Here is a 26,707-nt window from a genome sequence, read left to right as displayed (position 1 = left end):
GTTTGGACAAAGTAAAAATAAGAGAAGAGAGCTTGCCGAAAAACTATTAAGTTCCGACATACTCTCTTTATCTTGTTAGGGGGTTAATCTGCCACCGGATAGGGAAATTCGGTCAACCCTTTGTACATAAACTGATAGGTCGGAACTTCGATTCCTAATTCCTGGGCAGCTCGTACGACATAACCTGTCAATGTTTCCACCTCGGTGCGGTTGCCCTTTTGGAAATCACTGTGCATGGAGGTAGTGGAATTGTTCGGCATGATCTTCTGAGCGTCGATAGCGGCGAATACCTGGTCGTCGGGCAGAGGAATCCCTTTGGCTACAGCCACGCTTTTGAGTTCATAACCTAACGTGATGAATAGGTCGATGTGGTTATTTATCACTTCGCCAATCGTCTCATTGAAATAGGAGGTGATGGTGGCAGCGGTCGAGATCATGAAGAATTTCTTCCAGATTTCCAAGTCGATATTATCCGGTATTGTGGTAAGGATACGGGCGTTAGCCAATATATCCTGCAATTCTTTCTGCCGTTTTGTTGGGGCTTCCTTACTACCGAAGAACATCCGGTCCTTTATGGTGAACTTTTCCACTCTTCCCGGTCTGACCAGGCGGGAACCGATGTAAACGCATCCTTTCCAAATCTCGTTGTTCGGTAATAGCTGTTGTATGCGTTCCGTTATGTTTGCCCCGTTCAGTAAGGGAATGATAACCGTGTTCGGACCGATCACCGGGGTTAGCTGGGCTATATTCTCTTCCAAATCGTAGCTTTTGGTGCAACAAAACAGGTAATCGACTGGTCCTATTTCGGCAGGATTGTCGGTCGCGAGGGTTGGTTTTGCTTTGATCGTCAGGAATGTATTTTTAACTTCGATGCCGTTCTCACGTATCTCTTTCAGGTTTTCACCCCGAGAAATGAAATAGATGTCAATATCTTCGGAATCTTTGTAACGGGCAGCTAATAATCCCCCGTAGTAACCGCCTACAGCTCCTATACCGGAAATTGCTATTTTAGTTTTACTCATATTCTTGTCTTATTATTTTTACAAAGATGAAAAATAAAATTGGAATAACTATATCAGTTTGAGTTCTTTTAGAAAGTCGGGGATACATTGTTCAAAATTAACACCGAAGCGGTAATCTGTTTTTGCATTATATGTCCGGCGTATACTGTCGGCTGTGAAGTTTACGGCTATTTGCGTTGAATCCTTTAGGCTGAAGTTATTCAGAAGGCCGGATAACAGAGCACTTGCAAAAACATCACCTGTACCGTGATAACTTCCTGGTATCCTTTCGGTAAATAGATAGTCTGTCGAATCACTCCCTTTGTCGTAGGTCGCAGCTCCCAATTTCTTTTCTTCGAAGTACACACCGGTCAGTACGACCTTTTCCGGTCCGAGCTTACTTAGCTTTTTTAAGATTTTTTCGATGTAAGCCTGCGTATAGGGACCGGGGTGGTAACTTTCTTCCAGTAATAAGGCGGCTTCGGTCAGGTTAGGGACAATGATGTCCGCCTTTTTGCATAAAGATCGCATACCTACGGCAAATTCAGGCTGAAATATACGGTATAGTTCGCCGTTGTCCGCCATTACCGGATCTACCAGGATCAGGTTGTTTTTTGATCTGAATAGTTCGAAAAACTCTTTGACGAGATCCAGTTGCTCGAACGAACCTAAGAAACCGCTATAGGTCGCATCGAATTGTATGTCGAGTGATTTCCAGTGCTGCATAAAAGCCCGCATGTCGCTTGTCAGGTCGCGGTAAGTGTATCCGCTGATTCCTCCTGTATGAGTCGATAATATGGCGGTCGGCATGGCACACGCTTCTATTCCGGCGGCAGAAAGGATCGGTAAAGCGACTGTTAAAGAGCATTTCCCGAATCCGGACAAGTCATGTATGGCTGCTACACGTTTTTGATAATCTCTATTTTCCATTTGTATGTTATGACTTTATTTTTCTATAACAACAAAAAATATTTCCTATTTGTTATTTGAAAAACAGAAAGGCTATGAGAAATATTGCTATTATTGCATTGTTATTGGTATGTGTCAGTCTGGTTGACAGTGCCGAGAATATGAAAGAGTTTGATTTAATGGAACAAGAAAATATGAATATGAAAGACAAGGCTGAAATCTATCTGGCAGGCGGTTGTTTCTGGGGTACGGAACATTTCCTGAAACAGATTAGAGGTGTGGAAAAAACGGAAGTCGGTTATGCTAACAGTCAGGTTCCTGATCCTACCTATAAAGAGGTATGTACAGGGAATACCGGAGCTGTAGAAACGGTTAAGGTTGTTTATGATCCGCAAACAGTCAGTCTGGATTTATTACTGAATCTATACTTTCAGACGATAGATCCGACCAGTGTCAACCGTCAGGGTGGGGATAGCGGTCTACAATATCGCACAGGCATTTATTATACCGATAAGGATGATGTCCTGGTGATCGAAGCTGCCATTAAGGAATTGGCACAGGACTATGCGAAACCAATCGCCATCGAGGTGATGCCACTCGTTAATTTTTATGCTGCAGAAGAATATCATCAGGATTATTTGGATAAGAATGTGGGCGGTTATTGTCACATTAATCCGAGATTGTTTGAATTGGCAAGGAAAGCAAACGAAGATATAAAATCCGGTTTTTAGTATTGAATGAGGTCGTGTCAATTTGATATCACTGGACGCAGATAACGCAGAATACACAGACGGACGCAGATTTATTTTGCTGATAATTAATAATATCTGCGTTAATCTGCGCTCGTCTGCGTCCCATGAATACCGATGTTTGACACACCCCCTTGTTTTTTATTTATTGTTTGAGAACATCCAAGTCCATTTATGCCAGATGCTTTCCAAGGGACCTTGTTTGTGATTTGTCAGCCACCATTTGCAGAACGAAACTTGTAACAGGAAGAGGACGAACCCGATTAGTAAACTTATTGTATAGCCGCAATAAGGAGCTAAATATAGCCCGAACGGGAAATAGATGATCGCTCCCATGATCGATTGTGCGATATAGTTGGTCAGGCTCATCTTTCCATAAAAGCGTAGAGCAGAAACAGCTTTCCTGAAGTATTCTTTCTGGTACAAGATCACAAACGAGGAAACGAGGACGAATGTAAACGCAAATTTCTGCCACATGTCGAAAGCTGTCCCTACAGTTTGCTTGATCAGGACATTGTCGCCTGCCATGATCTGTTCCTTTAAAGAATACAAGGGGGCGAAACAGATTGCAGCAATAATAAGAACCTTTACCCAAAAACGCAGGTGTGATTCGGTTGTAACGAATAGCTCTTTTCTACCGATATAAAATCCTAACAAGAATAAGCCTGCCGTTTGCAGAAAACGTCCGGCTCCGATAGCCCAGTATAAGCTTGCTTTTTGTCCTAACGTGATATTTCCCCAGATGAAATCCCAGAAATTTCCTGCTTTGGTATATTCGGCGACTTCACCATACATCTCGCCTACACCGAGGTTCGGCAGTGTATGGGTCGGATTGAACAGGCTCATGATGTAGTGATACCATTCTATCGGTTGGATTAATAATATAATAGCTGTGATTAAGATCGCTTTGTCATTCCATTTGCGAACCAGAAATAAAACCAGGCCTACTACGGCAAATAACAACAGTACGTCTCCGGCTGGGAAAAAAGCGGCGTTCAATGTGGCGAAACCGAGTAGCAGAACCAGTCGCCATAAAAAGCGGTAGCCGAAGTCTTTTCCTTTCTTTTCCTGATTATGACATTGGATGTAGAATGTAAATCCGAACAGAAGAGCAAAAATGGCATACGCTTTTCCTGCAAACAGGGAGAATATGATGTTAAACACTCCGTCGTTGAGGACAGCCAGCCATGCTGGTTGTTCTGTTGGATAGACAGGGAAAATAAAATGTTCCAGATTGTGCACTAAAATAATTGCCATGACGGCGAATCCTCTTAGCGCATCGACCACTTCAATACGTGGGGTTTTACTTGCTGATAGTTCCATATAAATTGTTTGTTAAATTATAAAATACAAATGTAAGTATTTGTGTGTGATTTCTTCTCTTTTTTTATTCCATTTGTTTGGCTTCTAATTTTTTACGGTGTTTGATGATGGATTTCATATTGGTTTGTGCCCATTTGTTGCCGAAGCTCGATACGGCAACAAGGCAACCGTACCAAAAATCGCCATCCAAGACTGCCTCTTCTTGTCTATGGAAATTTTGCAAAACAACCATCATACTATCATAGTTAGTTATTAAAAGCTGCTTTTCAGGCTATTAAAGCATGATAGTTGCTGTTTTCTACTATCATGCATCTATCATGTTTTTTGCTTGTGAATTTGTTTATGTATCTGATAATAAAATATTTATGTTTTTATAAGACAAAAACAGCTATCTCCAAAAATGGTGTCATTTGTAAAAAACGCCCTTTTTCTCCATATAAGATGTAAAAACAGGGCATAAAAGTGTCTCTGACATGGCAGATAAACATCCCCGCACCTCCGGCAGGAATCCACGAAGACCCGGGCCTGCACCTTCCCCACATCCGGATGTTCGTGCCTCTTACACCCGGGTCTCGAATAGCTTTCCAGGCTGTATTTGGCAAAAGAAAGGCTTGTCTTGATGAAAAAAGAAGCCGTTTTAACCTGTTCTGCACCTATTCCTGATCGGGCTGTATTTATCGTAGATTGATACACAGTGAGTTTGTTTTTTCGTCATGATAGTTATGATAGATGAATGATAGTATAAAACGGCAACTATCATGCAGTAATACATTGTTTTTAAACAATATACAGGCGATTATGATAGTATGATGGTGGTTCTTGCAAAAGTACTTATCGAAGTTCCGGGTAACTGTGGTGGGGTAAAGATAGCCGGATTATATGAAGGAATTGCTCGAATGGGCACTCTTTTAGCAAGCTTTTGGTATTCCTATCGAAATTCCGAACGGATTGCATTTCGTTTCCTATATTCTTTAGGTGTTATTCCTTGCGATTCTTTGAAAACTCTGTTAAAATGTGGGACATCATTAAATCCTACTGCAAAACAGATTTCCGATATTTGTTTTTGCGAATGTTTTAGAAGTTCGCAAGCTGTATTCAAGCGGTATTGGGTGACAAATTGCGAAAATGTCATTCCTTTACATCGTTTGAAGTATGAACAGAATGCAGAACGGTTCATACCGACTTCGGCGGCGATTTCGTCTAAAGAGATGGTATGAACATAATGAGCCATTACATAAGCGCAAATTTGCTGGATACGTCTCACATCACGTTCTATTTGTGTGGGTTTGCCGGCAAGAATATGATCGGAAGAAGTAAAAATAAAAGGTAGTAGGCGGAACATTTCGCATAATCGTCCCAAATCATCCATGTCGTTCATTTGTAATAGTGTATTACGAATAATACGAGAGCTATTCGATCCGAATTTTAATGCATTGACGGGAAATGTAAGACCTTCCAGGCGATTTCGTAATTCAGGGAAAAACTCCATGCACTTCATGACAAAAGAGTGGCTGAAAGCTACCATTAGATAATGGATACGCCCTTTACTGTCAGCTGATAAAGGAGTGTATTCCCAACAATGGTGCATAGACGGTGGTATAAGTGCCACATCACCTGCCGAAAAGGGTTGTAACGTATTTCCTGCCATTCGAGTTCCATGTCCGCAAATTACATAATATAATTCCCAAGCATCATGCTGATGCAATTTGGCTTCTAAGTGAGTCTCTATCCGCTGGTCTATGAAAAAGAATGAATGGTTCTCTATTTCAGGCAATTCGTAAGGGGTAATCATTTCTTCCATAATCACATATAAAATGGTTTAATGCAAATATACGACAAATATGTGATATGAAATGACAAATATTCCACAATATAGATCCATAACTTTGCTGCCGGAAAATGATACGTCTAACTATTAAAATGTATTGTTATGGATTTCTATCAAGTATTGGAGAAAAGAAGAACTATCCGAGATTTTTCCGATAAGGAAGTAACGGAAGAAGTGTTGGAAAAGGTATTGTCAACAGCCTTTAAAGCTCCGACCAACGACCATTTGCGGCAGTTTGAGTTCGTCGTTGTAAGAGGACAGGAAAACATTGCCCGGCTTATTTCACTGGTGGCGGAAAACACTCAGAAAATTCAGCAGGCTGGACTTGAAGCTGCTGCAAGTACAATGGATAAGGACGAATATACTATGTTTGTCGATGCATTACCCAAACAACAACGTATGCTTATGCAAAGCAATTGTCTTGTTCTGCCATTCTTTCGCCAAAAGGATTGCCCTTTGTGTTATCCGGCAGATCAAAGTTCACTCAATTATTTCGCCTCGGCATGGTGTGCTGTGGAGAATATCCTGCTGGCTGCAACTGCAGAGGGATTATCATGTGCGTTCCGTATTCCCATAGGTAATGAACCCGAGCATGTGAAACACCTTGTTCATGCCCCTGAAGAATATGAGTTTACTTGTTTTCTTGCCATCGGCTATGCAGCAGAGAACGCACATATCTGTAAACAGAAAGAAATTAGAGTGATGGATAGAATTCACCGGAATGTCTGGTAATTTGAAAAATTATTTGGTAGGTATAGGTGAATAAACAATTAAGTCTCACAAATTTAATGAACTTGTAAGACTTAATTGTTTATTTTTTAATAAGTTTCAGCGGAGAGAGAGGCTCTCGAACCTATACATTCAAGAAATATCATAAAAATGCAAATTATTGATAATCAAATATTGTTTGAAGTGCATAGTAAATCCAAATCTTTCTGAATATCTTTTGCTATTCCAAATATTGGGTGTATATTGGGGTGTAGAATTTCAAACGCACCCAATTATGAATATCAAACGAAACATCATTTTTGCATTGGAAAGCCGGAAAAAGAACGGTGTGCCAATCGTGGAGAATGTCCCCATCCGTATGCGTGTCATATACGCAAGCCAGCGCATTGAGTTTACAACGGGTTACCGCATTGATGTAGCCAAGTGGGATGCTGACAAGCAGCGAGTGAAGAACGGGTGTACCAACAAATTAAAGCAAAGTGCATCTGAAATCAATGCCGATCTGCTGAAATACTATACCGAAATTCAAAACGTATTCAAAGAATTTGAGGTACAGGAAGCCATGCCCACTACCCAACAATTAAAGGACGCATTCAACCTGCGAATGAAAGATACAAGTGAAGACCAGGAAGACGTAAAGATAAGTTTTTGGGAGATATTCGATGAATTTGTAAAAGAATGCGGCAATCAGAATAACTGGACTGAATCCACATACGAAAAGTTTGCAGCCGTAAAAAATCACCTTAAAAACTTCAAGGAAGATTTAACCTTTGAATATTTCAATGAGTTCGGACTGAACGAATATGTCAATTTCCTGCGTGACAAGAAAGATATGAGAAACAGTACCATCGGTAAACAAATGGGATTCCTCAAATGGTTCTTGCGATGGAGCTTCAAGAAAGACTATCACCAGAATATAGCATACGATACGTTCAAACCGAAATTGAAAACCACCCCCAAGAAAGTAATCTTTCTGACATGGGAAGAGTTGAACAGACTGAAAGACTATCAGATACCCAAGGACAAGCAGTATCTGGAACGTGTCCGGGATGTTTTCCTGTTCTGTTGCTTTACCAGTCTGCGTTATTCAGATGTTCGTAACCTAAAGAGAAGTGATGTCAAGTCCGACCATATAGAAGTCACCACCGTTAAAACGGCAGACAGTCTGAGTATTGAGCTGAACAAGTACAGTAAAGCCATACTTGAAAAATACAAGGACATCCATTTTGAAAACCACATGGCATTGCCTGTTATCAGCAATCAGAAAATGAATGATTATCTGAAAGAACTGGGAGAACTGGCAGAAATTAACGAACCTATACGTGAAACCTACTACAAAGGAAATGAACGTATAGATGAAGTTACACCGAAATACGCATTGCTCAGCACGCATGCAGGAAGAAGGACATTCATCTGTAATGCGCTGGCTCTAGGTATTCCTGCACAGGTTGTAATGAAATGGACAGGGCACAGTGATTACAAAGCCATGAAACCTTACATTGATATAGCCGATGATATTAAGGCTAATGCAATGAACAAGTTTAACCAACTATAAAAGTATCAGTCAGTTTCATAGATTATCATTTATTAAAGTTATCTTTGTCAGACAAGACTTATTAATATGGAAAGTGACAATAATCATAATATAGACAAAAGGAATTTTGACGCTTTTGTCCATGCTGTCGGTTCGGAAATAGAACAGGCGCAAGTCCGTCTCATTACAGCTGCCAATGCCCAGATGTTGTTCCATTATTGGAAGATGGGTAACTATATCCTGTATCAGCAGAACTTATATGGCTGGGGAGGAAAAATTATCAATAAATTGGCTCAGGCTATCCGCTTCAACTATCCTGAGAAGAAAGGATATTCTGTCAGAAATTTATCCTATATGTGTCAGTTTGCAAAGGCTTATCCTTTAAGTGTATTGAGGAAACTCATAGAAACGGATACAAAGTCCACTATCACAAGTGTACAGAATATTACAGAATCAGTCCAGGAGTTAAACAATACTGTATTTACGCAAGAGCCTCTTGCGCAAATACAACCGGCAGACAATAAGGAAACTACAATTATGCAAGAACCTCTTGCACAAATTCCGGATGTTACCGGAACAATATCCAGAATTTGCCAAATAGCAATTGAAGATATGGAAAGAATATTCCTATCATCACCTGTTGCAAGGATAAATTGGGCAAGCCATGTGGTCATACTCAATAATCCGCTTCTATTGGGTGTAAGATACTGGTACATGAAACAATCGGTAGAAATGGGCTGGAGCAGTAATGTGTTGAAAATGCAGATTGAAAGCAATCTGTATGACAGACAAATCAAGAGTAACAAGGTAAACAACTTCACTGCCACACTTCCGGCACCTCAAAGCGATCTTGCCAATTATCTGTTAAAAGACCCGTATATCTTTGACTTGGCAGGAGCAAAGGAAAAGGCTGACGAAAGGGATATAGAAGAACAGTTGGTAAAGCATGTAACCCGTTACTTGCTGGAAATGGGTAACGGCTTTGCTTTTGTTGCCAGACAAAAACATTTCCAGATTGGGGACAGTGACTTTTTCGCCGACCTGATCCTATATAATATCAAGCTCCACGCCTATGTTGTCGTGGAATTGAAAGCAACGCCATTCAAACCGGAATATGCAGGGCAGTTAAATTTCTATATCAATGTTGTAGATGATAAACTGAGGGGAGAAAATGATAACAAGACCATCGGTCTTTTGCTGTGCAGGGGTAAGGATGAGGTCGTGGCACAATATGCCTTGGCTGGATATGACCAGCCGATAGGTATCAGCGACTATCAATTGAGCAAGGCAGTACCCGAAAATCTGAAATCTGCTCTACCGAGTATAGAAGAAGTGGAAGAAGAACTGACCTTATTCCTTGACAAGGACAAGAACCCATAATATAAAGTATATGGCAGGAAAGATACAGACGATGATTCCCCAATATGGAGAACTCAACAGAATATACAGAGACTATATAGATAATTACGCTTTTTCTTTTGACAGGCAGAAATTCATATCGGATTTCTATCAGGAGTATAATGACATGAAATCCTTTGAAGCCGCTATCCTTGAACTGGTGCTTGACAAGCAAAAAGAGCAATACACCTTGATACTCAACAGCCTGAAAACTGAAATAGAAAAGAGCATACAGGCTTATGAGATACGCCCGTTAAGTGACAGAGCCATAGAACATGCTTGCTATCAGCACATGGAAAGGTATTCTCAGGAAATTGAAGCCCAGCTGGATGTTACAAGAAGTCTGAGCAAGCCGCTGAATGAAGCCAACAACAGGTATGATTCCATTGGTTACAGGGAGCATACAGCCGAAGAGGAAAAACAGGCAGAGAAAGAATATGAACGCTGCAAGGCTGAATATGACAGGGAAAAAGCCAAACTGAACAAACTCTATGATCAGCAAAAGGCTGCAAGAACAGAGGCATTCCAATACATGAAGAACTGTTGTGCGGACATATACCGTCAAAGCTGCCTTTTTCTGGATATATTGAAGAAATACATTCCTGACGGAAAGCAAGAGAATAAATCAAGCGAGCCAATCAGTCAGCAGGAAACGACAGAAGAACAACAGGAATATTTCAGCATGAAATTACTTTCGCTCATTCATGAGGTGTGCATAGGAGAACAGTTCGAAGAAATTTCCGCACTGGATTTCTATGCCAATATGAATCTTCACCCCTGCAACTGTAAGCTGAAAATAAAACCGAGAGAGAAAATACGTGTATGCTATCTGATATTCCTGATGAGCGAGAAACTCTCCAAACAGGACAGGGACAAATGGAAAGACAGAATACTGAAACTGCTGGATATTGACGACAGCTACTACAAATCCAAGTACAAGGAGCCTGTTTCAGATTTCCCCAGTGACAGCAACCAAAATTTCGCCAAGGAAATGGAACATATATTCAGATAATCCGTGATATATCCTGATACTTTACGAAAGTTCCACTTTTACCACTCAAATTAATTTTTGAGTGGTATTTTTATTTTCTGATATTCAATAAGATACAACGAAATTCAGATTATATCATCCCCATCCTTACCACCCGTATCCATATCTAATTTTGCATCGTTCGAGAACAGAAATAACAGCCAGTGCGCAGGGCTGATTGTTTAACGACTAATTAGATTGGACTATGACAAATATCCAAGAATTATTATCCAAACCCGTCTGGCAGATGACAGGCGAAGAGTTCATCATGTTAAGCAGGCACGCATCCGGTCAGCCGGAAGCGCAGCCGCAGCCCGTAACGGACACAGGCAGGAAGTATGTGTACGGAATACTCGGCATAGCCAAGCTGTTCGGGTGCAGCCTGCCTACCGCCAACCGCATAAAGAAAAGCGGAAAGATAGACAAGGCGATTACCCAGATAGGGCGCAAGATTATCGTAGATGCGGAATTGGCTCTTGAGCTTGCCGGGAAGAAAACAGGAGGACGGAAATAATGGGAGGTATGCTTATGGACTATATGAAAGAAATAAAGGAGATTTCGGCAGAACAGGCAATAATCCTTTGGCAAGCTTCACGCCTGAGCCTGTCGAAAATCTACGAGAAAGCACCTGAGATTCTAAAAGTGCAAGGTTCGGTCATTGGTACACTGGGCAATTTCAGTGCATCCATCGGCAAAGCCAAGAGTAAAAAGACTTTCAATGTATCGGCTATCGTAGCCGCCGCATTGAAAAACGGTACGGTACTGCGGTATGTGGCAGAACTTCCGGAAGATAAAAGGAAGATTCTTTATGTGGACACAGAACAAAGCCATTATCACTGTCTGAAAGTCATGAAACGTATTTTACGGCTGGCCGGTCTTCCTGATGACAGGGACAATGAACATCTGGAGTTTCTCGCTTTGAGGAAATACACGCCCGAGCAGCGCATCAGGATTGTCGAACAGGCTATCTATAATACACCGGACATAGGGCTTGTAATCATAGACGGCATCCGTGATATGGTATATGACATCAACAGTCCGGGAGAATCGACACGCATCATATCCAAACTGATGCAGTGGACGGATGACAGGCAGATACACATCCATACGATACTCCACCAGAACAAAGGCGATGAAAACGCAAGAGGGCATATCGGTACGGAGCTGAACAACAAGGCGGAAACCGTTCTGCTGGTGGAAAAGGACAAGAGCAACGGGGATATAAGCAATGTTTCAGCCATGCACATCCGTGCAATGGATTTCGAGCCTTTCGCTTTCCGTATCAACGACAATGCATTGCCTGAACTCATAGAGGGGTACAGACCCGAAGCGAAGAAACCGGGAAGACCGGAAGAGGAAAAGTTCGACCCTTACAGGCATATTACCGAACAACAGCACCGCATAGCACTGGAAGCGGCTTTCGGGCTAAAAGAGGAATACGGCTACAAGGATCTGGAAACCGCCTTAGTCAAGGCATATATGTCGGTAGGTGTAAAACTGAACCATCAAAAGGCGGTATCACTTATCATCATGCTCCGGAACAAACGGATGATAGTACAGGAGAACGGCAGGAAATACACGTTCAAGCCGGACTTTCACTATTAGACCGTCTAACTTGTAATCACTTCACTTTATTCGGCAGGTCTATATATTAAGGATAAAGCGAAGCGGTTGCAGAGAATGTAAAACCGCTTCACTTTATTACCGTATTCTATATATACGAAAATAAAGTGAAGTGATTATACAGACCGTACTTCATAAAAAGGTACGGGCGAAAAGAGAAATAAATATTCCAACCATTATTCAAACACTCATCTTATTATGGATATACAAACAGCAAAACAAATCAGGATAGCGGATTTTCTGTACAGTTTGGGACATTCTCCCGTCAAGCAGCAAGGTATCAACCTGTGGTATAAATCCCCGTTACGGGAAGAGACAGAGCCCTCGTTCAAAGTGAATATCGAGCGCAACCAATGGTATGATTTTGCAATTGGTAAAGGTGGAAATATCATTGCACTGGCACAGGAACTTTACTGTTCCGACTATGTACCTTATCTTCTACAGAAAATCGAGGAACAGACACCACACATACATCCCGTGTCTTTCTCTTTTGGCAAGCAGTCATTTTCCGAACCGAGTTTTCAGGAGTTGGACATTGTACAGTTGACTTCTCCTGCCCTGCTTGCCTATCTACAGGAAAGAGGGATAAACACGGCACTGGCGAAAAGAGAATGTAAAGAAGCCCGTTTCACCCACAACGGCAAACGGTATTTCGCCATAGCCTTTCCAAACATATCTGGAGGTTATGAAATCCGCAACCGATATTTCAAGGGATGTATCGCACCAAAAGAAATATCCCATATCAGACAGTCAGGAAAGCCAAGGAGTGCATGTTACGTTTTTGAGGGATTTATGGACTACCTTTCCTTTCTTACCCTGCGGCTTGAAAGCTGTCCGCAATACCCCGATTTCGACAGGCAGGATTACATGGTGCTGAACTCTGTCACCAATGTTTCCAAGGCACTCTACCCATTGGGAAGTTATGAGCGCATCCACTGCTTTCTTGACAATGACCGTGCAGGAATGGAAGCCTTGCAGCAAATCCGCAAGGAATACGACAGCACCCGGCATATACGGGACGCTTCCCAAATCTACTGCGGATGCAAAGACCTGAACGAGTATTTGCAGAAGCGCATGGCTGATGGAAAAGAACAAATGCAATCCGTCAGAAAGAGAAATGACACGCTATCCAAGAAACCGAAAGGCTTCCGGTTATAGCCCACTATAACTACACGCTTCGCTTACGTAGTTGTGGGCTCTCCCGAGGGGATTAGGGCTTTACCCTAAGAACCCACTCAGGGCGTTTCTCCCCTGAGAACCCCGAGCAAAGAGTGACCCTCTCTTTGCAATCTCCGCTTATGGGTTACACCCCTAAGAACCCTGTGCGGCTATGAGCGGACATCAGCTAACAACTTTAGTCAGACAACCAGAATCAAAATTTAAGAATATGGCAACAAAATCAAGCATACATATCAAGCCCTGCAGAGTCACATCAAGTGGGGCTCATAACCGGAGAACTGCCGAGTACATGCGCAATATCGGCAAGTCTCAAATCTACATCGTGCCCGAACTGACTGCCGGTAACGAGCAGTGGATAAACCCGGGCTTCGGTAATCCCGATCTGCAGGCGCACTATGACTACATCAAGCGGATGGTCAAGGAAAAGACAGGCCGTGCGATGCAGGAGAAGGAGCGTGAACGCAAAGGCAAGAACGGGAAAATTACCAAGGTGGCTGGATGCTCGCCAATCCGTGAGGGCGTGTTGCTCATCAGACCGGACACGACACTGGCAGATGTTCGCAAGTTTGGCGAGGAGTGCCGGAGACGCTGGGGCATCACTCCCCTCCAGATCTTCCTGCACAAGGACGAGGGACATTGGCTTAGCGGTCAGCCGGAAGCGGAAGACAGGGAGAGTTTCAAAGTCGGTAACAGATGGTTCAAACCAAATTATCATGCTCATGTCGTATTCGACTGGATGAACCATGAAACTGGAAAGAGCCGAAAGCTCAATGACGAGGATATGGCAACCATGCAGACCCTTGCTTCCGATATTCTCCTGATGGAACGTGGACAGGCAAAAGCTGTCACAGGTAAAGAGCATCTGGAACGAAATGATTTCATCATTGAGAAGCAGAAAGCCGAACTGCAACGTATAGAGGAAACCAAGCGACACAAGGAACAACAAGTAAGCCTTGCCGAACAGGAACTCAAACAGGTAAAAGCAGAGATACGCACGGACAAACTAAAGAAAACAGCCACCAATGCTGCTACCGCCATAGCAAGCGGTGTAGGTTCTCTTTTCGGAAGCGGTAAGCTGAAAGAACTGGAACATCACATCGAGCAGCTACATCAGGAAATTACCAAACGGGACAAAGCTACTGATGAATTAAAAATTCAGATACAACAAATACAGGAACAGCATAGCAGACAAATTCGTAATCTTCAAAGAATACATAATCAAGAACTTGAAGCCAAAGACAAGGAAATATCACGATTGAGCACCTTGCTTGAAAAAGCCCACAAATGGTTTCCCATGTTCAAAGAGATGTTGAGAATGGAAAAATTATGCGCTGTTATCGGGTTTACCAAAGACATGATAGAAAACCTCTTGACAAAGAAAGAATCCATACAATGTAGTGGCAAAATTTATTCCGAAGAACACAGGTGGAAATTTGACATCAAGAATGATATTTTTAGGGTTGAGAAACATCCGATGGATAGTGGTAAGCTTATGCTGACCATAAACCGACAACCCATAGTACAATGGTTTAAGGAACAATGGGAAAAGTTACAGCAGAATCTACGTAACTCGGTGCAGAGAGAGCAAAAATCCAGAGGATTTAGAATATAGAATAGCCTATTATTAATAAAATCAAGTATCTATGCATCCAAACAGATTGTTTTTATTACAGAATCAAAATCCTAAGAATTTATAAAAAATGAAGCCTAAAGAAGTTTTGGAAAAATGGATAGATTGCTTTAACAAAGCAGATGCTTATCATATAGCAGAGCTGTATGCTACTAATGCAGTAAATCATCAAGTCGCAAACGAACCAATAATTGGTAAAGAATCAATCTACAAAATGTTTGTGAATGAATTTGCCACTGCTAAAATGGTTTGTATGGTGGAAAATATTTTTGAAGATGGCGAATGGGCTATCATGGAATGGAAAGACTCTCTTGGACTTCGTGGATGCGGATTTTTTCATGTAAAAGATAACAAAATCGTCTTTCAAAGAGGGTATTGGGATAAACTTTCATTCTTGAAGCAACACAATCTTCCAATTGAATAAGTACTATCAGAATACGGACTGGGAAATTGAAATACCCAGTCCGAGTTATATAATGAATTTTACTTGTTAAACTATTTAAAGTCAGTTGGATAACAAACCATACCTTTCACATTCTCAGTAGCTCCAGGTATTAATTCAGCCACCATGCAATATTCATGAGAGACTTCGAAAGGAAATTCAATTCCTAAATCGATAGCCTTGCGATAGCCAAATCGAGGATAATACTCTTTATGCCCCAATACGACTGCTGTGCCGTAACCCAAAAGTGCTGCCCTCTGATGGGCTTACTGAATCAACATCCCCCCCAATTCCCTTACGCTGGAATTCCGGCAAGACTGCCAATGGAGCTACACTCAGGGATGTGACAGACTGGGTGTCACTATCTATCTTTACTTCTGTAAGTAAGATATACCAGACAATTTGTTTTTCTGTCATTTTCTTGTTCTTATCTAATTGTTAGGCTCATTGTTGTTATACATTGTTTAATTATAGATAAATCGTGAATATCCTTCTCTCTTAAATCGTAGCCCGAATGGAATACTTGTTGCCCTTTTGCAGAAATGCAAGGGATGCTTCTGCCTTCAAAGACTGCTGTTCCAAAATAGTCCGGTTGAAATTCATACCAGCCTCCATCCAAGTCGGCTTGTTTGGAAGTGCCGTCCGCATTCAAGACAAAAGGATGGATATCAATATAGCCTAATTCTTTGCTATACAGTTCCACACGGGTGGGCAACCAATTTGTTTCAATTTGATATCCTCTCTCCTGCAAAAGATCAAGGAGTTGGTCTGTATAATTGGCATCAAAATCAATGTCAATATCTCTATGCAAGCGGGTTTGCTGTCCGTACAAGACATCCACTCCCCAGCCTCCATCCAACCAAAACTGCATGTCCAGGCTTTCCAACAAGTCCAAAACTTGAAATAACTCTGTAATCGTAGTGTGTTCTTTCTTTGTCATATAATAATTCTTTAATAAATAATACTATGCGTAATTATCCAACTGCTTGATTGAAGAAATAAAATTTGCACCCACTCCAATCAGAAAGATAACCCATCCGCTGATCATAAAGACGGATGTGATACCCCATGCTTCCACCCAATATCCTGAAGCTACGATACCCAGCATTGATGGAAAGGTACTCAAACTAAAGATGAGAGAAAAAGTCCGTCCAAGCATGTCCGAAGCCAAGTTCTGCTGAATAATAGCGATGAAAAGCGCATGGTAAATGGAATAGGCTATGCCTCCTGTAAATGTTAGGCAAACAAAACCTATAAATGCGCTTGATGGTAAATAACTGGCGCTAATCAGATACAATCCCAATATCACATAAGCCGTATGCATCACTAATGTTTGCTTGCTTTTCAAAGCCTTACAGGCAAGTACTAAACCGCCCAACAATGCCCCTGAGCCCCAACCCATTTCCACAACTCCCATTTGCAAAATGTTTCCGTTGAAATGCAGAAGCGTCATAAAAGGAAATAACGTAAAAACAGGCATAAGGACAAAAGTCACCAGCGTAAAGCATACGAATAAAGGCAAAATGCCCATTGTACGCCGCAAGGTATGCCAACATTCCGTCAGTTCTTTTTTGAAATCTGGAAGAACTTTCGTTTTTTGAAGAGAAGGAATCTGGACACAAAGTAAGGTCAGACAAGCAGCAACAGCTCCGATCACATCTATGAGCAGAATATACTGTATGGGAAGCCAAACAACGAGGCTTGCCCCTACAACGGGGGCTATCACCTCACTGAAGGATTGAATGGAATGGTACAAACCTGATACCCTGACAAGATGGTGCTTGGGAACCAGTAGAGGGATGCTTGCCTGTAAAGCAGGTGCATGAAACGTACTGCCTATTGAACGACAAGCAGTCAATAGATAAAAAAAAGAAAGGTCTTTATAACCCTTGGTTATCACAATAAAAAGACATAGGGTACAGAACGCGATGAACAAGTCCGAATAAAACATCGTTTTCTTTCGATTCCATCTGTCAACATAGACCCCGGCAAACAAGCCTAATACAAATTGTGGTAAAAATCCAGCTAAAATAGCCAGAGATAAAGCTGTCGGGGATTTAAATTCGTTGCTAATCCAAAAAATAATGGAGAAGCCAACAATCGTACTTGTTAAAATAGATATGAGTTGGCCTATTCCTATCACGGCCAAAGTTGATTTCCAATGATTCATTGTGCTAATATTTCATGCGTTTATAGATAAGTACTTTCGTACATTAAGCAAAACGAAATTCTATCCACACAAAAAACTTGTATTATAATCCACTCCTGACGTTGGAATACAATAACAAATACTTTCAGGACGATGTAAAGTCCTGAAAAATCAAAGTGAATGGATAGATAAATATTAGTCTTTTCTCATCGGATTCTTTTAATATCGCTACTCTTTTATTATGTAGTGGTTGTATTATCTTAAATAAAACAAAAACACCCGACTTTACATTCTTGGGTGCAAAACTGGGTGTTTGTTTTGCAATCTGCTGATTTTCAGCGTTTGTTGCGGAGAAAGAGGGATTCGAACCCCCGGAACCTCTCGGTTCAACGGTTTTCAAGACCGCCGCAATCGACCACTCTGCCATCTCTCCAATATATTATGCAAACATTTTTTTGATTGCGGTGCAAAGATAGTGATTATTTTCGAATAACCAAATTAGGCTGTGAATATTTTTCTTTTCACTCTATTCTTTTTCTTTTAACCACTGAGAATAAACGTTTGTATCTTTTTATTGTTATTTTTGTAAGTGATAATAATTAAATAGTAATAAGTTTTATATGAGAAGTTTGAAAAGTCTATTGATGGTTGCGGTCGCACTGGTTTTGGTCAGTTGCTCCATGTCCGCAAAACCGGAAAAAAATGAAATGGAAGAGGTGTCTGCACAGGGGGAAGTGATTGTATTGAATAAGGCGGACTTTCTGTCAAAAGTATATAATTACGAAAAGAATCAGACTCAATGGGTATATGAAGGGAACAAACCGGCTATTATTGACTTTTATGCAGACTGGTGCGGCCCTTGCAAGAAAGTATCTCCGATCCTGAAAGAACTGGCTGCACAGTACAAGGATGATATTGTTATTTATAAGATAAATGTAGATAATGAAAAAGAGCTGGCTTCGGCATTTGGTATACAGAGTATTCCGACGTTGCTGTTCATTCCCAAAACAGGTAAACCTCAGATTGCTCAGGGAGCCTTATCAAAAGAACAGTTTGTAGAGCAAATAGATAATTTTTTGTTGAAAAAATAAGATCTTGCTTGAGAGGAGCAAGAAGGCACAATAAAAAAGAGGACATCTGCAAAGGTGTCCTCTTTTTATTTTGGCAAAGCTCGAATTATTCAGCGCTTTCTGCTGCAGGAGCTTCTTCTGCCGGAGCGGCAGCAGCTGCTTCTTCAGCTTGCTTAGCAGCTTCAGCGGCTGCCAATTCTGCTTTCTTTTTAGCTACGATTTCTGCTTTTGCCTTGTTTGCTTCTTTTTCTGCTTCCAGACGAGCTCTTTCTGCAGCTTTTGCAGCTTCGCTATCTTTGTCCTTTACAGCCTGAACAGAAGCCTGTTTGTTTTTCAACCAAGCCTGAAACTTGGTTTCAGCAGTAGCTTCATCGAATGCACCCTTCTTAACACCTTCCAATAAGTGTTTTTTCAAGCAAACACCTTCACGAGAAAGAATGTTACGAGTGGTATCTGTAGGTTGTGCACCTACCTGTAACCAATACAAAGCTCTTTCGAAGTTCAAATCTACTGTAGCAGGATTAGTGTTCGGATTATAAGAACCTATCCTTTCAATAAACTTTCCATCACGTGGAGCCCTGCTGTCTGCGACTACGATCTGATAAAAAGCGTAGCTTTTACGACCGTGTCTCTGCAATCTAATTTTTGTTGCCATGTTTGAATAATTAATTTAAGCTGTTTGTATTAGCGGGTGCAAAGATAGGGATTTTCATATATAAAACAAATATATTGGAGAAGAAAATAATTGATTATCTTTGCATGGGTGTGAAATTCTCAATTATCAAATAATAAAACGGATACATTATGAAGACGAATGTGTTGAAGAAAATGCTATTGATGCTGTTGTGTGTTGTTGCGGTAAGTATGACTGCCCTAGGGAAAGAGACGGTTTCGGATGTGTTGCCGATTGCCGATCCTTATATCCTGTTTTACAACGATACCTATTATGCTTATGGAACATCCCGTGCGGACGGTTTCGAGGTGTACAGTTCTAAAGATTTGAAGTCGTGGGAGCGTTCTTCCCGTTTGGCACTGAGTAAAGAAGACTCTTACGGGGATAAATGGTTTTGGGCACCGGAAGTCTATTATGTGGAGAAGGACAAGAAGTTTTATATGTTCTATTCGGTAGAGGAGCACGTTTGTGTTGCCACGTCCGATTCTCCTTTGGGACCGTTCGTGCAGGATGAAAAGAAGCCGATTCGAGAAGAAAAAGGAATCGATACATCCGTCTTTTTCGATGAGGATGGGAAGGCCTATCTTTATTTTGTCCGCTTTACAAACGGTAATGTGATTTGGTGTGCAGAACTGAAAGATAATCTGAAGGAAATCAAGGAGGAGACGCTGACACAATGCATCGAAGCGGTCGAGCCCTGGGAAATGGTGTTTGGTAAGGTGGCCGAAGGTCCTTCCATTCTGAAACGGGACGGCTTGTATTATCTGCTCTATTCTGCCAACGATTTCAGGAGCCAGGATTATGCAGTCGGCTATGCCACGTCGGATTCTCCTTTTGGCCCTTGGAAGAAAAACAGTAAAAACCCGCTTTTGCATAGGGTAGACGAACTTGTCGGAACCGGCCACGGGGCACCGTTTGCCGACAAGGATGGCAATTTACGGTATATTTTCCATGCCCATAAGAGTCAAACGGAAGTGAACCAGCGAAACTCCTATATCGTTGATATGTCTTTGTCTGGCAAAGACCAGGTTTCGATCGGTGGAGGGTTGATCCGCCCTGCTGTCGTAAAATAAATCACGAGATATCCATTGTGAATAGGTCCGATAGGGCATAAAAAGATATGTTTCCCTTGATTAATTCTGTAATCAGTGGCACTGATTATGTAATTGCTGACTGTGATTATATAATCGCTGCCACTGATTTTATAATCACTGCCACTGATTACAGAATTTCAGGTGATCGAAGCAAGAATTAGACACTGTCTTTTTTCTATTCCCTATCATTGCCATTTATTTCTTACCTTTGCCGCTCGTTTTATAAAAGTAATACATTTATATAGTATATGATTTCAGTAGACGGACTAACAGTTGAGTTTGGCGGTAGCGCATTATTTTCGGATATATCTTTTGTTATTAACGAGAAAGACCGGATTGCCCTGATGGGAAAGAATGGAGCGGGTAAATCCACATTGCTGAAGATATTGGCTGGAGTGCGTGAGCCGACCCGCGGGAAGGTGTCTGCCCCGAAAGATACTGTCATCGCATACCTTCCGCAGCATTTGATGACGGAAGACGGCCGTACGGTGTTTGAAGAGACTGCCCAAGCTTTTGCCCATCTACACGAGATGGAAGCGGAGATCGCTGCAATTAACAAGGAACTGGAAATACGCACTGATTATGAGTCGGACAGCTATATGGAACTGATCGAGCGTGTTTCTACTTTGAGTGAGAAGTTCTATTCTATTGAAGAGATTAATTATGATGCCGATATCGAGAAGACTTTGTTAGGGCTTGGTTTCACCCGCGAAGATTTCGGCCGTCAGACAAGTGAGTTCAGCGGTGGTTGGCGTATGCGTATCGAATTGGCGAAACTGTTGCTGAAGAAACCGGATGTGCTTTTGCTGGATGAGCCGACCAACCACCTCGATATCGAGTCTATCCAATGGTTGGAAGATTTTCTGATCGATAACGGGCAGGCAGTAGTCGTAATCAGTCACGATCGCGCATTCGTAGACCATATCACGACCCGTACGATCGAAGTGACGATGGGCCGCATCTATGATTATAAAGTCAATTATAGCCAATACCTGCAATTGCGTAAGGAACGTCGCGAACAACAGCAAAAGGCGTATGACGAGCAACAGAAATTCATTGCCGAAACGAAAGACTTCATCGAACGTTTCAAAGGCACTTATTCCAAGACTTTGCAAGTGCAGAGTCGTGTGAAGATGCTTGAAAAGCTTGAAATACTGGAAGTCGATGAAGAAGATACTTCCGCTCTGCGCCTGAAGTTCCCGCCTTCGCCCCGTTCGGGTTCCTATCCGGTGACGATCGAGAATGTGTCGAAGTCGTACGGAGACCATACTGTTTTCCGTAATGCCAATTTGATGATCGAGCGGGGTGACAAGATCGCTTTCGTCGGAAAGAATGGGGAGGGTAAATCCACGCTGGTAAAATGTATTATGAAGGAGCTTGAACATGACGGTACGTTGACAATCGGGCATAACGTGATGATCGGCTATTTCGCGCAGAACCAGGCGTCCCTTTTAGATGAAAACCTGACGGTGTTCCAAACGATAGACGATGTTGCAAAAGGGGATATCCGCAACAAGATCAAGGACCTGTTGGGTGCTTTCATGTTCGGAGGCGAGAATTCGGCGAAAAAAGTAAAGGTGCTCTCCGGTGGCGAACGTACCCGACTGGCAATGATCAAGCTGTTGCTGGAGCCCGTCAACCTGTTGATCCTCGATGAGCCGACGAACCATCTGGATATGAAAACGAAAGATATCCTGAAACAAGCCTTGATGGACTTTGACGGGACGCTGATCGTCGTTTCGCATGACCGTGATTTCCTGGATGGCCTTGTGACCAAAGTTTACGAATTCGGAAACAAGAAAGTGACGGAACATCTTGAGGGGATATACGAGTTCCTGCAACGCAAGAAGATGGAAAATCTGAACGAGCTGGAACGTAAGAATTAAATTCGTATCCCGAGTCCGAGCATCAGGTCGTAAGTGGAATAATCCACTCTGGGATAATGCCGGTAGTTCGTCCGTCGTGAGAAATAGCGGTTTGTCAGGGTGATGTTCCACTTGTCTTTTAATAAATAAGCCAGTTTCATCGAGAAAATGGTCAGGCGTGCGTTTCCGGCATCGCCCTGGATATTCAGGGTGCTGGGATCTGCCTGTGACCAGTCGATATCCGGATCGTATCCTTTCCAGGTAAAGATATGATAGTTTTCCATGTTGAGCAGGAAAGCCAGTCGTCTGTTGTAGATGATACCGGCACCGGCTTTGGTGCTGTAGCCACTTCCTAAGTTATAATCCCGTTCGCCAAGCAGCATGTAGTCCGACAGGCTGGCTCCTAAAGCTACGCCGTTTGCATACAGTTCAGCATAAATATCCGTCTTGTCCCCTGGTGTGGCCTGTTTGTAATAAATCAAACCGGCTCCTGCTGCTGCCGGTGCTGCTATGCGGTAGGGAGGGACGGTCATATCGCTCCCGTGGCGAAGTTCCGAATTGTAGAAATCGAAATGTTGGAAAAATCCAGCGGAAAGCGTCCGTGGACCTTTTGTCCAGACTGTTTTTCCCCATAAAGCTCCGATAGCGTTTACTTGGCTGACAACCGGTTGGGCAGAAAATAGATCTATTCCGAAGTTGAAGCGGAACCATTCGTAGGGAGAATAAAAATCATCGTTGATAGGATTCCCGTAATCGATGCGGAAGTTGATGTTCAGGCTGGTGGTTCCCCGTTTCGAACCTTCTTGTTCTGCTAAAAAGCGAGGTCCCATTGTGACGATGAAGTTGACGGGAACGGAGGAATAAGTTCGTCCTTTTGAGGAACTACGTCTCCAGGCTTCCCCCGAAATGATACGATTGAAAGCGCGGACCGGCGATAGGACACCTGCCAACACCTCTCGCCCCACACGTTCGGCTCCCGACGAACGGTTGTCGATGAACAAGTCGGACAACCGGTAGGTGATTTCTCCCAATTCGATTCCTCCGAATGTTGTCGCCAGCATGTCGTTGATCGAAGGTGGTTCGTTCTCCATAAAGAACTCCCACATCAGACTGCCGCTGGCTGCAAACGGGGCGGATTGCCAGAAATTCATGCCGTTGCTGCGGGCTGCGTTGAAATAGAGCGAACCGTGATAGGGATGGGAGAAAAGGTTTGTCGTGAACTGGTCGGTATCCCATACCGGACCTTTTTTGAAATTGCTCTTGATCGTATGCCCGTTGATATAAGCCCAGTCCTCTTTTACGAGATACCGGTCGAAGCCCCAGACGAGCATATTGAGTCCGAATGTTTCGAGTGCCGCTTTCCAGGGATGGCGGGGATGGAATAGGGTTGTGTCACTTATATAATGACGATGTGTAATTTGAGGTATATATTCTTGTCCCCGTATCCAGGAGAACGAAAACAGACAAATGAGTCCAGTTAATATATATTTCTTCATTTTTTCCCTTAATTAGATAGTCATCAGCACTTTTTTGAATGCAAACTTATATATAATCAACAGCCGGATATTCGTTTGGTTTAAATAATTATCAGGTCGTCTCTATAGAAAAACGCAACATTGCGAGGAAATACTTATTTTTGCAGAAAAAATCAAAATGATAGACTTCATTACGTTTTGCGATTACACCGGGACATTCGCTTTTGCGATTAGCGGCATCCGTTTGGCTTCAGCCAAACAATTTGACTGGTTCGGGGCCTATGTGGTCGGTGTGGTGACGGCGGTGGGAGGCGGTACGATCCGCGATATCCTACTCAATGCCACCCCTTTCTGGATGGAACAGGCTTCTTATCTCATCATATCGGCACTGGCATTGCTCTTTGTTATCATATTCAGGAAATATGTGATTAGCCTGAACAATACTTTCTTCATTTTCGATGCCATCGGGCTGGGATTGTTCGGTGTGGTCGGTATCGAGAAGGCGCTGGCATTCGGGTTTCCGATGTGGGTGGCTATTGTGATGGGGACAATTACGGGGGCTTTCGGCGGTATGATCCGCGATATCCTGATTAACGAGGTACCCCTGATCTTCCGAAAAGATATTTATGCACTAGCATGCGTGTTTGGAGGCTTTATTTATTACGCTTGCCTGCAGATGGGGATCGGACCGTCTCTGACGCAGCTTATCGCTGCTACCGGAATATTCGTCTCGCGGATAGTGGCAGTAAAATATCATATAAGCGTCCCTGTATTAAAAGGAGAAGAATAAAATTATTAACTTTGCGATCTATGACAGCAAGTATGAACACTCAAAGTGAGAAAGCCTCGATCCTGCTTATCTATACTGGCGGAACGATCGGTATGATTGAAAACCCCGAAACAGGTGTGTTGGAATCATTCAATTTCCAACATTTGAAGGATAATATGCCGGAGTTGAAGAAGTTGGGGTATGCGGTTTCGACCATCCAGTTCGATCCGGCAATGGATTCGTCGGAGATGGGGCCGGAGTCATGGATGAAGATCGTAAAGATTATTGCAGACAATTACCAGTTGTACGACGGCTTTGTTGTGCTTCATGGTACGGACACGATGTCTTTCACGGCATCTGCTTTGAGTTTTATGCTCGAGAATTTAAGTAAACCGGTTATCTTTACCGGCTCGCAATTGCCGATCGGTATGTTGAGGACCGACGGAAAAGAAAATCTGATCACTGCTATCGAGATTGCCGCTGCAAAGGAAAACGGCATCCCGGTTGTGCCGGAGGTTTGTATCTTTTTTGAAAATGACTTGTTGAGGGGTAACCGTACGAGTAAGATTAATGCGGACAACTTCAATGCTTTCCGTTCATACAATTATCCACCATTGGCACATGCCGGTATTTATATAAAGTATGACACCGGGCAGGTTTACCATCCTGTTTCGAGAAGACCGTTGAAACCGCATTATCTCTTGGACCGGAATATTGCGGTGTTGAAGCTTTTTCCGGGAATCTCTCCTCAGGTAGTGGAAAGCATCCTGAATATACCGGGGTTGAAGGGGGTTGTGATGGAAACGTTCGGAAGCGGTAATGCGCCGTGCTATGATTGGTTCCTGACGATGCTGAAAGATGCGGTTAGCCGGGGAATTGTGATTGTAAATGTAACCCAGTGTAGTGCCGGAAGTGTGGAAATGCACCGGTATGAGACAGGGCATAAATTGTTGGAAGCGGGGGTGATAAGCGGATTCGACAGTACGACTGAAAGCGCTGTTACCAAGCTCATGTTTCTTTTCGGCCACGGCCTGACGCCGGAGGAGGTGAAGGATCACATGAACTGTTCGCTGATCGGGGAAGTGACGATCCCCGACACGTTTCGCCCGTAATTCCTGTTAAGGACTGAATTGGAAATTAAAATGAAACTATCATTTCTGAGTTTAGCAAGTGGAAGCAGTGGAAACTGCTATTATCTGGGAACACCCGAATTCGGCGTGTTAATTGATGCAGGTATCGGTATTCGTACCATAAAGAAGGTGTTGAAAGATAAAGCGATCGATTTCTCCAAAATTATTGCAGTTCTGATCACGCATGATCATGCTGATCATATCAAAACCGTAGGTTGTCTGGGAGAAAAACATTGTATCCCTGTCTATACGACGGAGGCTGTCCACCGGGGAATCAACAAGAGCCGCTACGTGGAGGAAAAGCTTGTCGGTTCGCGTAAGGTGATCGAAAAAGAAGTGCCTTTTATGATTCGCGATTTCCGCATTACCGCTTTCGAGGTTCCGCATGACAGTACTGATAATGTCGGCTATTATATCGAATATGGCGATCATAAGTTCACGTTGGCAACGGATGTCGGCCATATTACCGAAACAGTATGCAAATATATGAGCATGGCAAACCACTTGATCATAGAAGCCAATTATGATGAGGAGATGTTGAAGTTCGGCACGTATCCAGCTTTTCTGAAGGAACGTGTAGCCAGCTCGACTGGACATTTAAGCAACCGTGAAGCTGCCGAGTTCCTCGCAACTCATTATGATCCTAAACTGAAAGATATCTGGTTGTGTCATTTGAGCCGTGATAATAATCATCCCGAACTTGCCTATAAGACAGTCGATTTTCGTTTATTTCAAGAAGGAGTAAGGGTAGGGAAGGACGTTTCCCTGCATGCTCTGAAACGGACTACACCGTCTGATATATTTGAATTCGATTAAAATTTTATGTAAAAAACTGCGGGAAAAGTTTGCAAAGAAAAATTAAACTCCTATCTTTGCACCCGCAATCGAGAAATAACGATAGCATGAATGACTTGGTAGCTCAGTTGGTAGAGCAAATGACTCTTAATCATTGGGTCGAGGGTTCGAGCCCCTCCCAGGTCACAAATTAAAAAACCTTTTACAGCATTTGTCTGTGAAAGGTTTTTCTCTATATCGGATCTACCGAAATTCCTCAGGATTAAAAAAGGGGATCAAAACTTACCCGCTCTATCGAAATAGCAAAAAGTT

At 42.6% G+C, this 26,707-nt stretch carries 24 protein-coding genes, 2 tRNA genes and 1 pseudogene; 17 read left to right on the top strand and 10 right to left on the bottom strand.

The features are described from left to right. Window positions 1-83: 83 nt before the first annotated feature. Both NQ564_RS07990 and NQ564_RS07985 read right to left on the bottom strand, forming a co-directional pair. Window positions 84-1,022 carry a ketopantoate reductase family protein gene (locus tag NQ564_RS07990; RefSeq protein ID WP_008145773.1) on the bottom strand — a complete coding sequence of 313 codons (939 nt, stop codon included), beginning with the start codon at window positions 1,020-1,022 and terminating at the stop codon, window positions 84-86. A gap of 48 nt (window positions 1,023-1,070) precedes the next feature. After that, window positions 1,071-1,931: a pyridoxamine kinase gene (locus tag NQ564_RS07985; RefSeq protein WP_008145775.1), complete on the bottom strand. Its 861-nt coding sequence runs from the start codon at window positions 1,929-1,931 to the stop codon at window positions 1,071-1,073. Window positions 1,932-2,071: 140 nt separating this feature from the next. On the opposite strand from NQ564_RS07985, the pseudogene msrA reads away from it, so the two are divergent. After that, a pseudogene (msrA, locus tag NQ564_RS07980) lies at window positions 2,072-2,617 on the top strand (peptide-methionine (S)-S-oxide reductase MsrA); the annotation flags it as partial. Window positions 2,618-2,800: 183 nt separating this feature from the next. Here msrA and NQ564_RS07975 read toward each other — a convergent pair. The 3 genes from NQ564_RS07975 to NQ564_RS07965 form a co-directional block, all read right to left on the bottom strand. After that, the gene (locus NQ564_RS07975) at window positions 2,801-3,982 is read right to left on the bottom strand and encodes a DUF418 domain-containing protein (protein WP_008145779.1); all 1,182 of its coding nucleotides are present in this window, start codon (window positions 3,980-3,982) and stop codon (window positions 2,801-2,803) included. Between the two features lie 64 nt (window positions 3,983-4,046). Continuing rightward, a complete protein-coding gene (locus NQ564_RS07970) occupies window positions 4,047-4,217 on the bottom strand; it encodes a hypothetical protein (RefSeq protein ID WP_008145781.1) in 171 nt (56 codons plus the stop codon). Between the two features lie 693 nt (window positions 4,218-4,910). After that, on the bottom strand, window positions 4,911-5,783 hold the full coding sequence (locus NQ564_RS07965) for an AraC family transcriptional regulator (protein WP_008145784.1): 873 nt from the start codon (window positions 5,781-5,783) through the stop codon (window positions 4,911-4,913). Window positions 5,784-5,912: 129 nt separating this feature from the next. Between NQ564_RS07965 and NQ564_RS07960 the strand changes: the two genes are divergently transcribed. The 9 genes from NQ564_RS07960 (at window position 5,913) to NQ564_RS07920 (ending at window position 15,357) form a co-directional block, all read left to right on the top strand. Next, on the top strand, window positions 5,913-6,542 hold the full coding sequence (locus NQ564_RS07960) for a nitroreductase family protein (RefSeq protein WP_008155686.1): 630 nt from the start codon (window positions 5,913-5,915) through the stop codon (window positions 6,540-6,542). Between the two features lie 271 nt (window positions 6,543-6,813). Next, window positions 6,814-8,094 carry a site-specific integrase gene (locus tag NQ564_RS07955; protein WP_008145900.1) on the top strand — a complete coding sequence of 427 codons (1,281 nt, stop codon included), beginning with the start codon at window positions 6,814-6,816 and terminating at the stop codon, window positions 8,092-8,094. A gap of 66 nt (window positions 8,095-8,160) precedes the next feature. Continuing rightward, window positions 8,161-9,453 carry a PDDEXK nuclease domain-containing protein gene (locus tag NQ564_RS07950; protein WP_008145898.1) on the top strand — a complete coding sequence of 431 codons (1,293 nt, stop codon included), beginning with the start codon at window positions 8,161-8,163 and terminating at the stop codon, window positions 9,451-9,453. Window positions 9,454-9,463: 10 nt separating this feature from the next. Beyond that, window positions 9,464-10,483 carry a hypothetical protein gene (locus NQ564_RS07945; protein WP_008145896.1) on the top strand — a complete coding sequence of 340 codons (1,020 nt, stop codon included), beginning with the start codon at window positions 9,464-9,466 and terminating at the stop codon, window positions 10,481-10,483. A gap of 223 nt (window positions 10,484-10,706) precedes the next feature. Continuing rightward, window positions 10,707-11,015 carry a DUF3853 family protein gene (locus tag NQ564_RS07940; RefSeq protein ID WP_008145895.1) on the top strand — a complete coding sequence of 103 codons (309 nt, stop codon included), beginning with the start codon at window positions 10,707-10,709 and terminating at the stop codon, window positions 11,013-11,015. A gap of 14 nt (window positions 11,016-11,029) precedes the next feature. Beyond that, a complete protein-coding gene (locus NQ564_RS07935; RefSeq protein WP_032596724.1) occupies window positions 11,030-12,106 on the top strand; it encodes an AAA family ATPase in 1,077 nt (358 codons plus the stop codon). Window positions 12,107-12,322: 216 nt separating this feature from the next. Then, window positions 12,323-13,282: a toprim domain-containing protein gene (locus NQ564_RS07930; protein WP_044299534.1), complete on the top strand. Its 960-nt coding sequence runs from the start codon at window positions 12,323-12,325 to the stop codon at window positions 13,280-13,282. Between the two features lie 229 nt (window positions 13,283-13,511). Beyond that, entirely contained in the window at window positions 13,512-14,915 is a 1,404-nt protein-coding gene (locus tag NQ564_RS07925) for a mobilization protein (RefSeq protein WP_227963243.1), read from the top strand. Window positions 14,916-15,003: 88 nt separating this feature from the next. Continuing rightward, entirely contained in the window at window positions 15,004-15,357 is a 354-nt protein-coding gene (locus NQ564_RS07920) for a nuclear transport factor 2 family protein (RefSeq protein ID WP_004308780.1), read from the top strand. A 445-nt stretch (window positions 15,358-15,802) separates the two neighbouring features. Here the strand turns inward: NQ564_RS07920 and lnu(AN2) are convergent, their stop codons facing one another. The 3 genes from lnu(AN2) to NQ564_RS07905 form a co-directional block, all read right to left on the bottom strand. Next, window positions 15,803-16,315 (bottom strand): lincosamide nucleotidyltransferase Lnu(AN2), encoded by a 513-nt coding sequence (gene lnu(AN2) / locus NQ564_RS07915; RefSeq protein WP_004308783.1) that lies wholly within the window; start codon window positions 16,313-16,315, stop codon window positions 15,803-15,805. A gap of 24 nt (window positions 16,316-16,339) precedes the next feature. Next, window positions 16,340-17,545 (bottom strand): macrolide efflux MFS transporter Mef(En2), encoded by a 1,206-nt coding sequence (gene mef(En2) / locus NQ564_RS07910; protein ID WP_005786079.1) that lies wholly within the window; start codon window positions 17,543-17,545, stop codon window positions 16,340-16,342. Window positions 17,546-17,872: 327 nt separating this feature from the next. Then, window positions 17,873-17,957, bottom strand: a tRNA-Ser gene (locus tag NQ564_RS07905). Window positions 17,958-18,144: 187 nt separating this feature from the next. Between NQ564_RS07905 and trxA the strand changes: the two genes are divergently transcribed. After that, window positions 18,145-18,615: a thioredoxin gene (trxA, locus tag NQ564_RS07900; protein ID WP_008149058.1), complete on the top strand. Its 471-nt coding sequence runs from the start codon at window positions 18,145-18,147 to the stop codon at window positions 18,613-18,615. Window positions 18,616-18,700: 85 nt separating this feature from the next. Here the strand turns inward: trxA and NQ564_RS07895 are convergent, their stop codons facing one another. Next, on the bottom strand, window positions 18,701-19,249 hold the full coding sequence (locus NQ564_RS07895) for a 30S ribosomal protein S16 (protein ID WP_008149060.1): 549 nt from the start codon (window positions 19,247-19,249) through the stop codon (window positions 18,701-18,703). 149 nt (window positions 19,250-19,398) lie between these two features. Between NQ564_RS07895 and NQ564_RS07890 the strand changes: the two genes are divergently transcribed. After that, window positions 19,399-20,340: a glycoside hydrolase family 43 protein gene (locus NQ564_RS07890; protein WP_008157231.1), complete on the top strand. Its 942-nt coding sequence runs from the start codon at window positions 19,399-19,401 to the stop codon at window positions 20,338-20,340. A gap of 269 nt (window positions 20,341-20,609) precedes the next feature. Continuing rightward, window positions 20,610-22,247 carry an ABC-F family ATP-binding cassette domain-containing protein gene (locus NQ564_RS07885; RefSeq protein ID WP_008149069.1) on the top strand — a complete coding sequence of 546 codons (1,638 nt, stop codon included), beginning with the start codon at window positions 20,610-20,612 and terminating at the stop codon, window positions 22,245-22,247. Here the strand turns inward: NQ564_RS07885 and NQ564_RS07880 are convergent. Then, the gene (locus tag NQ564_RS07880) at window positions 22,244-23,722 is read right to left on the bottom strand and encodes a DUF3943 domain-containing protein (protein ID WP_087375274.1); all 1,479 of its coding nucleotides are present in this window, start codon (window positions 23,720-23,722) and stop codon (window positions 22,244-22,246) included. The genes NQ564_RS07885 and NQ564_RS07880 overlap by 4 nt on opposite strands. A 157-nt stretch (window positions 23,723-23,879) precedes the next feature. Between NQ564_RS07880 and NQ564_RS07875 the strand changes: the two genes are divergently transcribed. The 4 genes from NQ564_RS07875 (at window position 23,880) to NQ564_RS07860 (ending at window position 26,581) form a co-directional block, all read left to right on the top strand. Further along, window positions 23,880-24,491: a trimeric intracellular cation channel family protein gene (locus NQ564_RS07875; RefSeq protein WP_008153383.1), complete on the top strand. Its 612-nt coding sequence runs from the start codon at window positions 23,880-23,882 to the stop codon at window positions 24,489-24,491. 20 nt (window positions 24,492-24,511) lie between these two features. Further along, window positions 24,512-25,582 carry an asparaginase gene (locus NQ564_RS07870; RefSeq protein ID WP_008157238.1) on the top strand — a complete coding sequence of 357 codons (1,071 nt, stop codon included), beginning with the start codon at window positions 24,512-24,514 and terminating at the stop codon, window positions 25,580-25,582. Between the two features lie 30 nt (window positions 25,583-25,612). After that, window positions 25,613-26,416, top strand: a complete 804-nt coding sequence (locus tag NQ564_RS07865) for an MBL fold metallo-hydrolase (protein ID WP_008149075.1) — start codon at window positions 25,613-25,615, stop codon at window positions 26,414-26,416. Between the two features lie 92 nt (window positions 26,417-26,508). Then, window positions 26,509-26,581 (top strand) — tRNA-Lys (locus NQ564_RS07860). The last annotated feature ends 126 nt before the right edge of the window (window positions 26,582-26,707 follow it).

It is taken from the genome of Parabacteroides johnsonii DSM 18315 (assembly GCF_025151045.1).
GTDB lineage: Bacteria > Bacteroidota > Bacteroidia > Bacteroidales > Tannerellaceae > Parabacteroides > Parabacteroides johnsonii.
Note: the sequence above shows the minus strand (reverse complement) of the source record. Positions and strands in the feature narration are given on the sequence as shown.

Coding starts and splice junctions, on each gene's coding strand:
- NQ564_RS07960 (WP_008155686.1), top strand. CDS start 5,913: ATGGATTTCTATCAAGTATTGGAGAAAAGAAGAACTATCCGAGATTTT.
- NQ564_RS07880 (WP_087375274.1), bottom strand. CDS start 23,722: ATGAAGAAATATATATTAACTGGACTCATTTGTCTGTTTTCGTTCTCC.
- NQ564_RS07890 (WP_008157231.1), top strand. CDS start 19,399: ATGAAGACGAATGTGTTGAAGAAAATGCTATTGATGCTGTTGTGTGTT.
- NQ564_RS07950 (WP_008145898.1), top strand. CDS start 8,161: ATGGAAAGTGACAATAATCATAATATAGACAAAAGGAATTTTGACGCT.
- NQ564_RS07920 (WP_004308780.1), top strand. CDS start 15,004: ATGAAGCCTAAAGAAGTTTTGGAAAAATGGATAGATTGCTTTAACAAA.
- NQ564_RS07875 (WP_008153383.1), top strand. CDS start 23,880: ATGATAGACTTCATTACGTTTTGCGATTACACCGGGACATTCGCTTTT.
- NQ564_RS07945 (WP_008145896.1), top strand. CDS start 9,464: ATGGCAGGAAAGATACAGACGATGATTCCCCAATATGGAGAACTCAAC.
- NQ564_RS07990 (WP_008145773.1), bottom strand. CDS start 1,022: ATGAGTAAAACTAAAATAGCAATTTCCGGTATAGGAGCTGTAGGCGGT.
- NQ564_RS07940 (WP_008145895.1), top strand. CDS start 10,707: ATGACAAATATCCAAGAATTATTATCCAAACCCGTCTGGCAGATGACA.
- NQ564_RS07985 (WP_008145775.1), bottom strand. CDS start 1,931: ATGGAAAATAGAGATTATCAAAAACGTGTAGCAGCCATACATGACTTG.
- NQ564_RS07870 (WP_008157238.1), top strand. CDS start 24,512: ATGACAGCAAGTATGAACACTCAAAGTGAGAAAGCCTCGATCCTGCTT.
- NQ564_RS07895 (WP_008149060.1), bottom strand. CDS start 19,249: ATGGCAACAAAAATTAGATTGCAGAGACACGGTCGTAAAAGCTACGCT.
- NQ564_RS07975 (WP_008145779.1), bottom strand. CDS start 3,982: ATGGAACTATCAGCAAGTAAAACCCCACGTATTGAAGTGGTCGATGCG.
- NQ564_RS07885 (WP_008149069.1), top strand. CDS start 20,610: ATGATTTCAGTAGACGGACTAACAGTTGAGTTTGGCGGTAGCGCATTA.
- NQ564_RS07970 (WP_008145781.1), bottom strand. CDS start 4,217: ATGATGGTTGTTTTGCAAAATTTCCATAGACAAGAAGAGGCAGTCTTG.
- NQ564_RS07930 (WP_044299534.1), top strand. CDS start 12,323: ATGGATATACAAACAGCAAAACAAATCAGGATAGCGGATTTTCTGTAC.
- trxA (WP_008149058.1), top strand. CDS start 18,145: ATGAGAAGTTTGAAAAGTCTATTGATGGTTGCGGTCGCACTGGTTTTG.
- NQ564_RS07865 (WP_008149075.1), top strand. CDS start 25,613: ATGAAACTATCATTTCTGAGTTTAGCAAGTGGAAGCAGTGGAAACTGC.
- NQ564_RS07965 (WP_008145784.1), bottom strand. CDS start 5,783: ATGGAAGAAATGATTACCCCTTACGAATTGCCTGAAATAGAGAACCAT.
- NQ564_RS07925 (WP_227963243.1), top strand. CDS start 13,512: ATGGCAACAAAATCAAGCATACATATCAAGCCCTGCAGAGTCACATCA.
- NQ564_RS07935 (WP_032596724.1), top strand. CDS start 11,030: ATGGACTATATGAAAGAAATAAAGGAGATTTCGGCAGAACAGGCAATA.
- NQ564_RS07955 (WP_008145900.1), top strand. CDS start 6,814: ATGAATATCAAACGAAACATCATTTTTGCATTGGAAAGCCGGAAAAAG.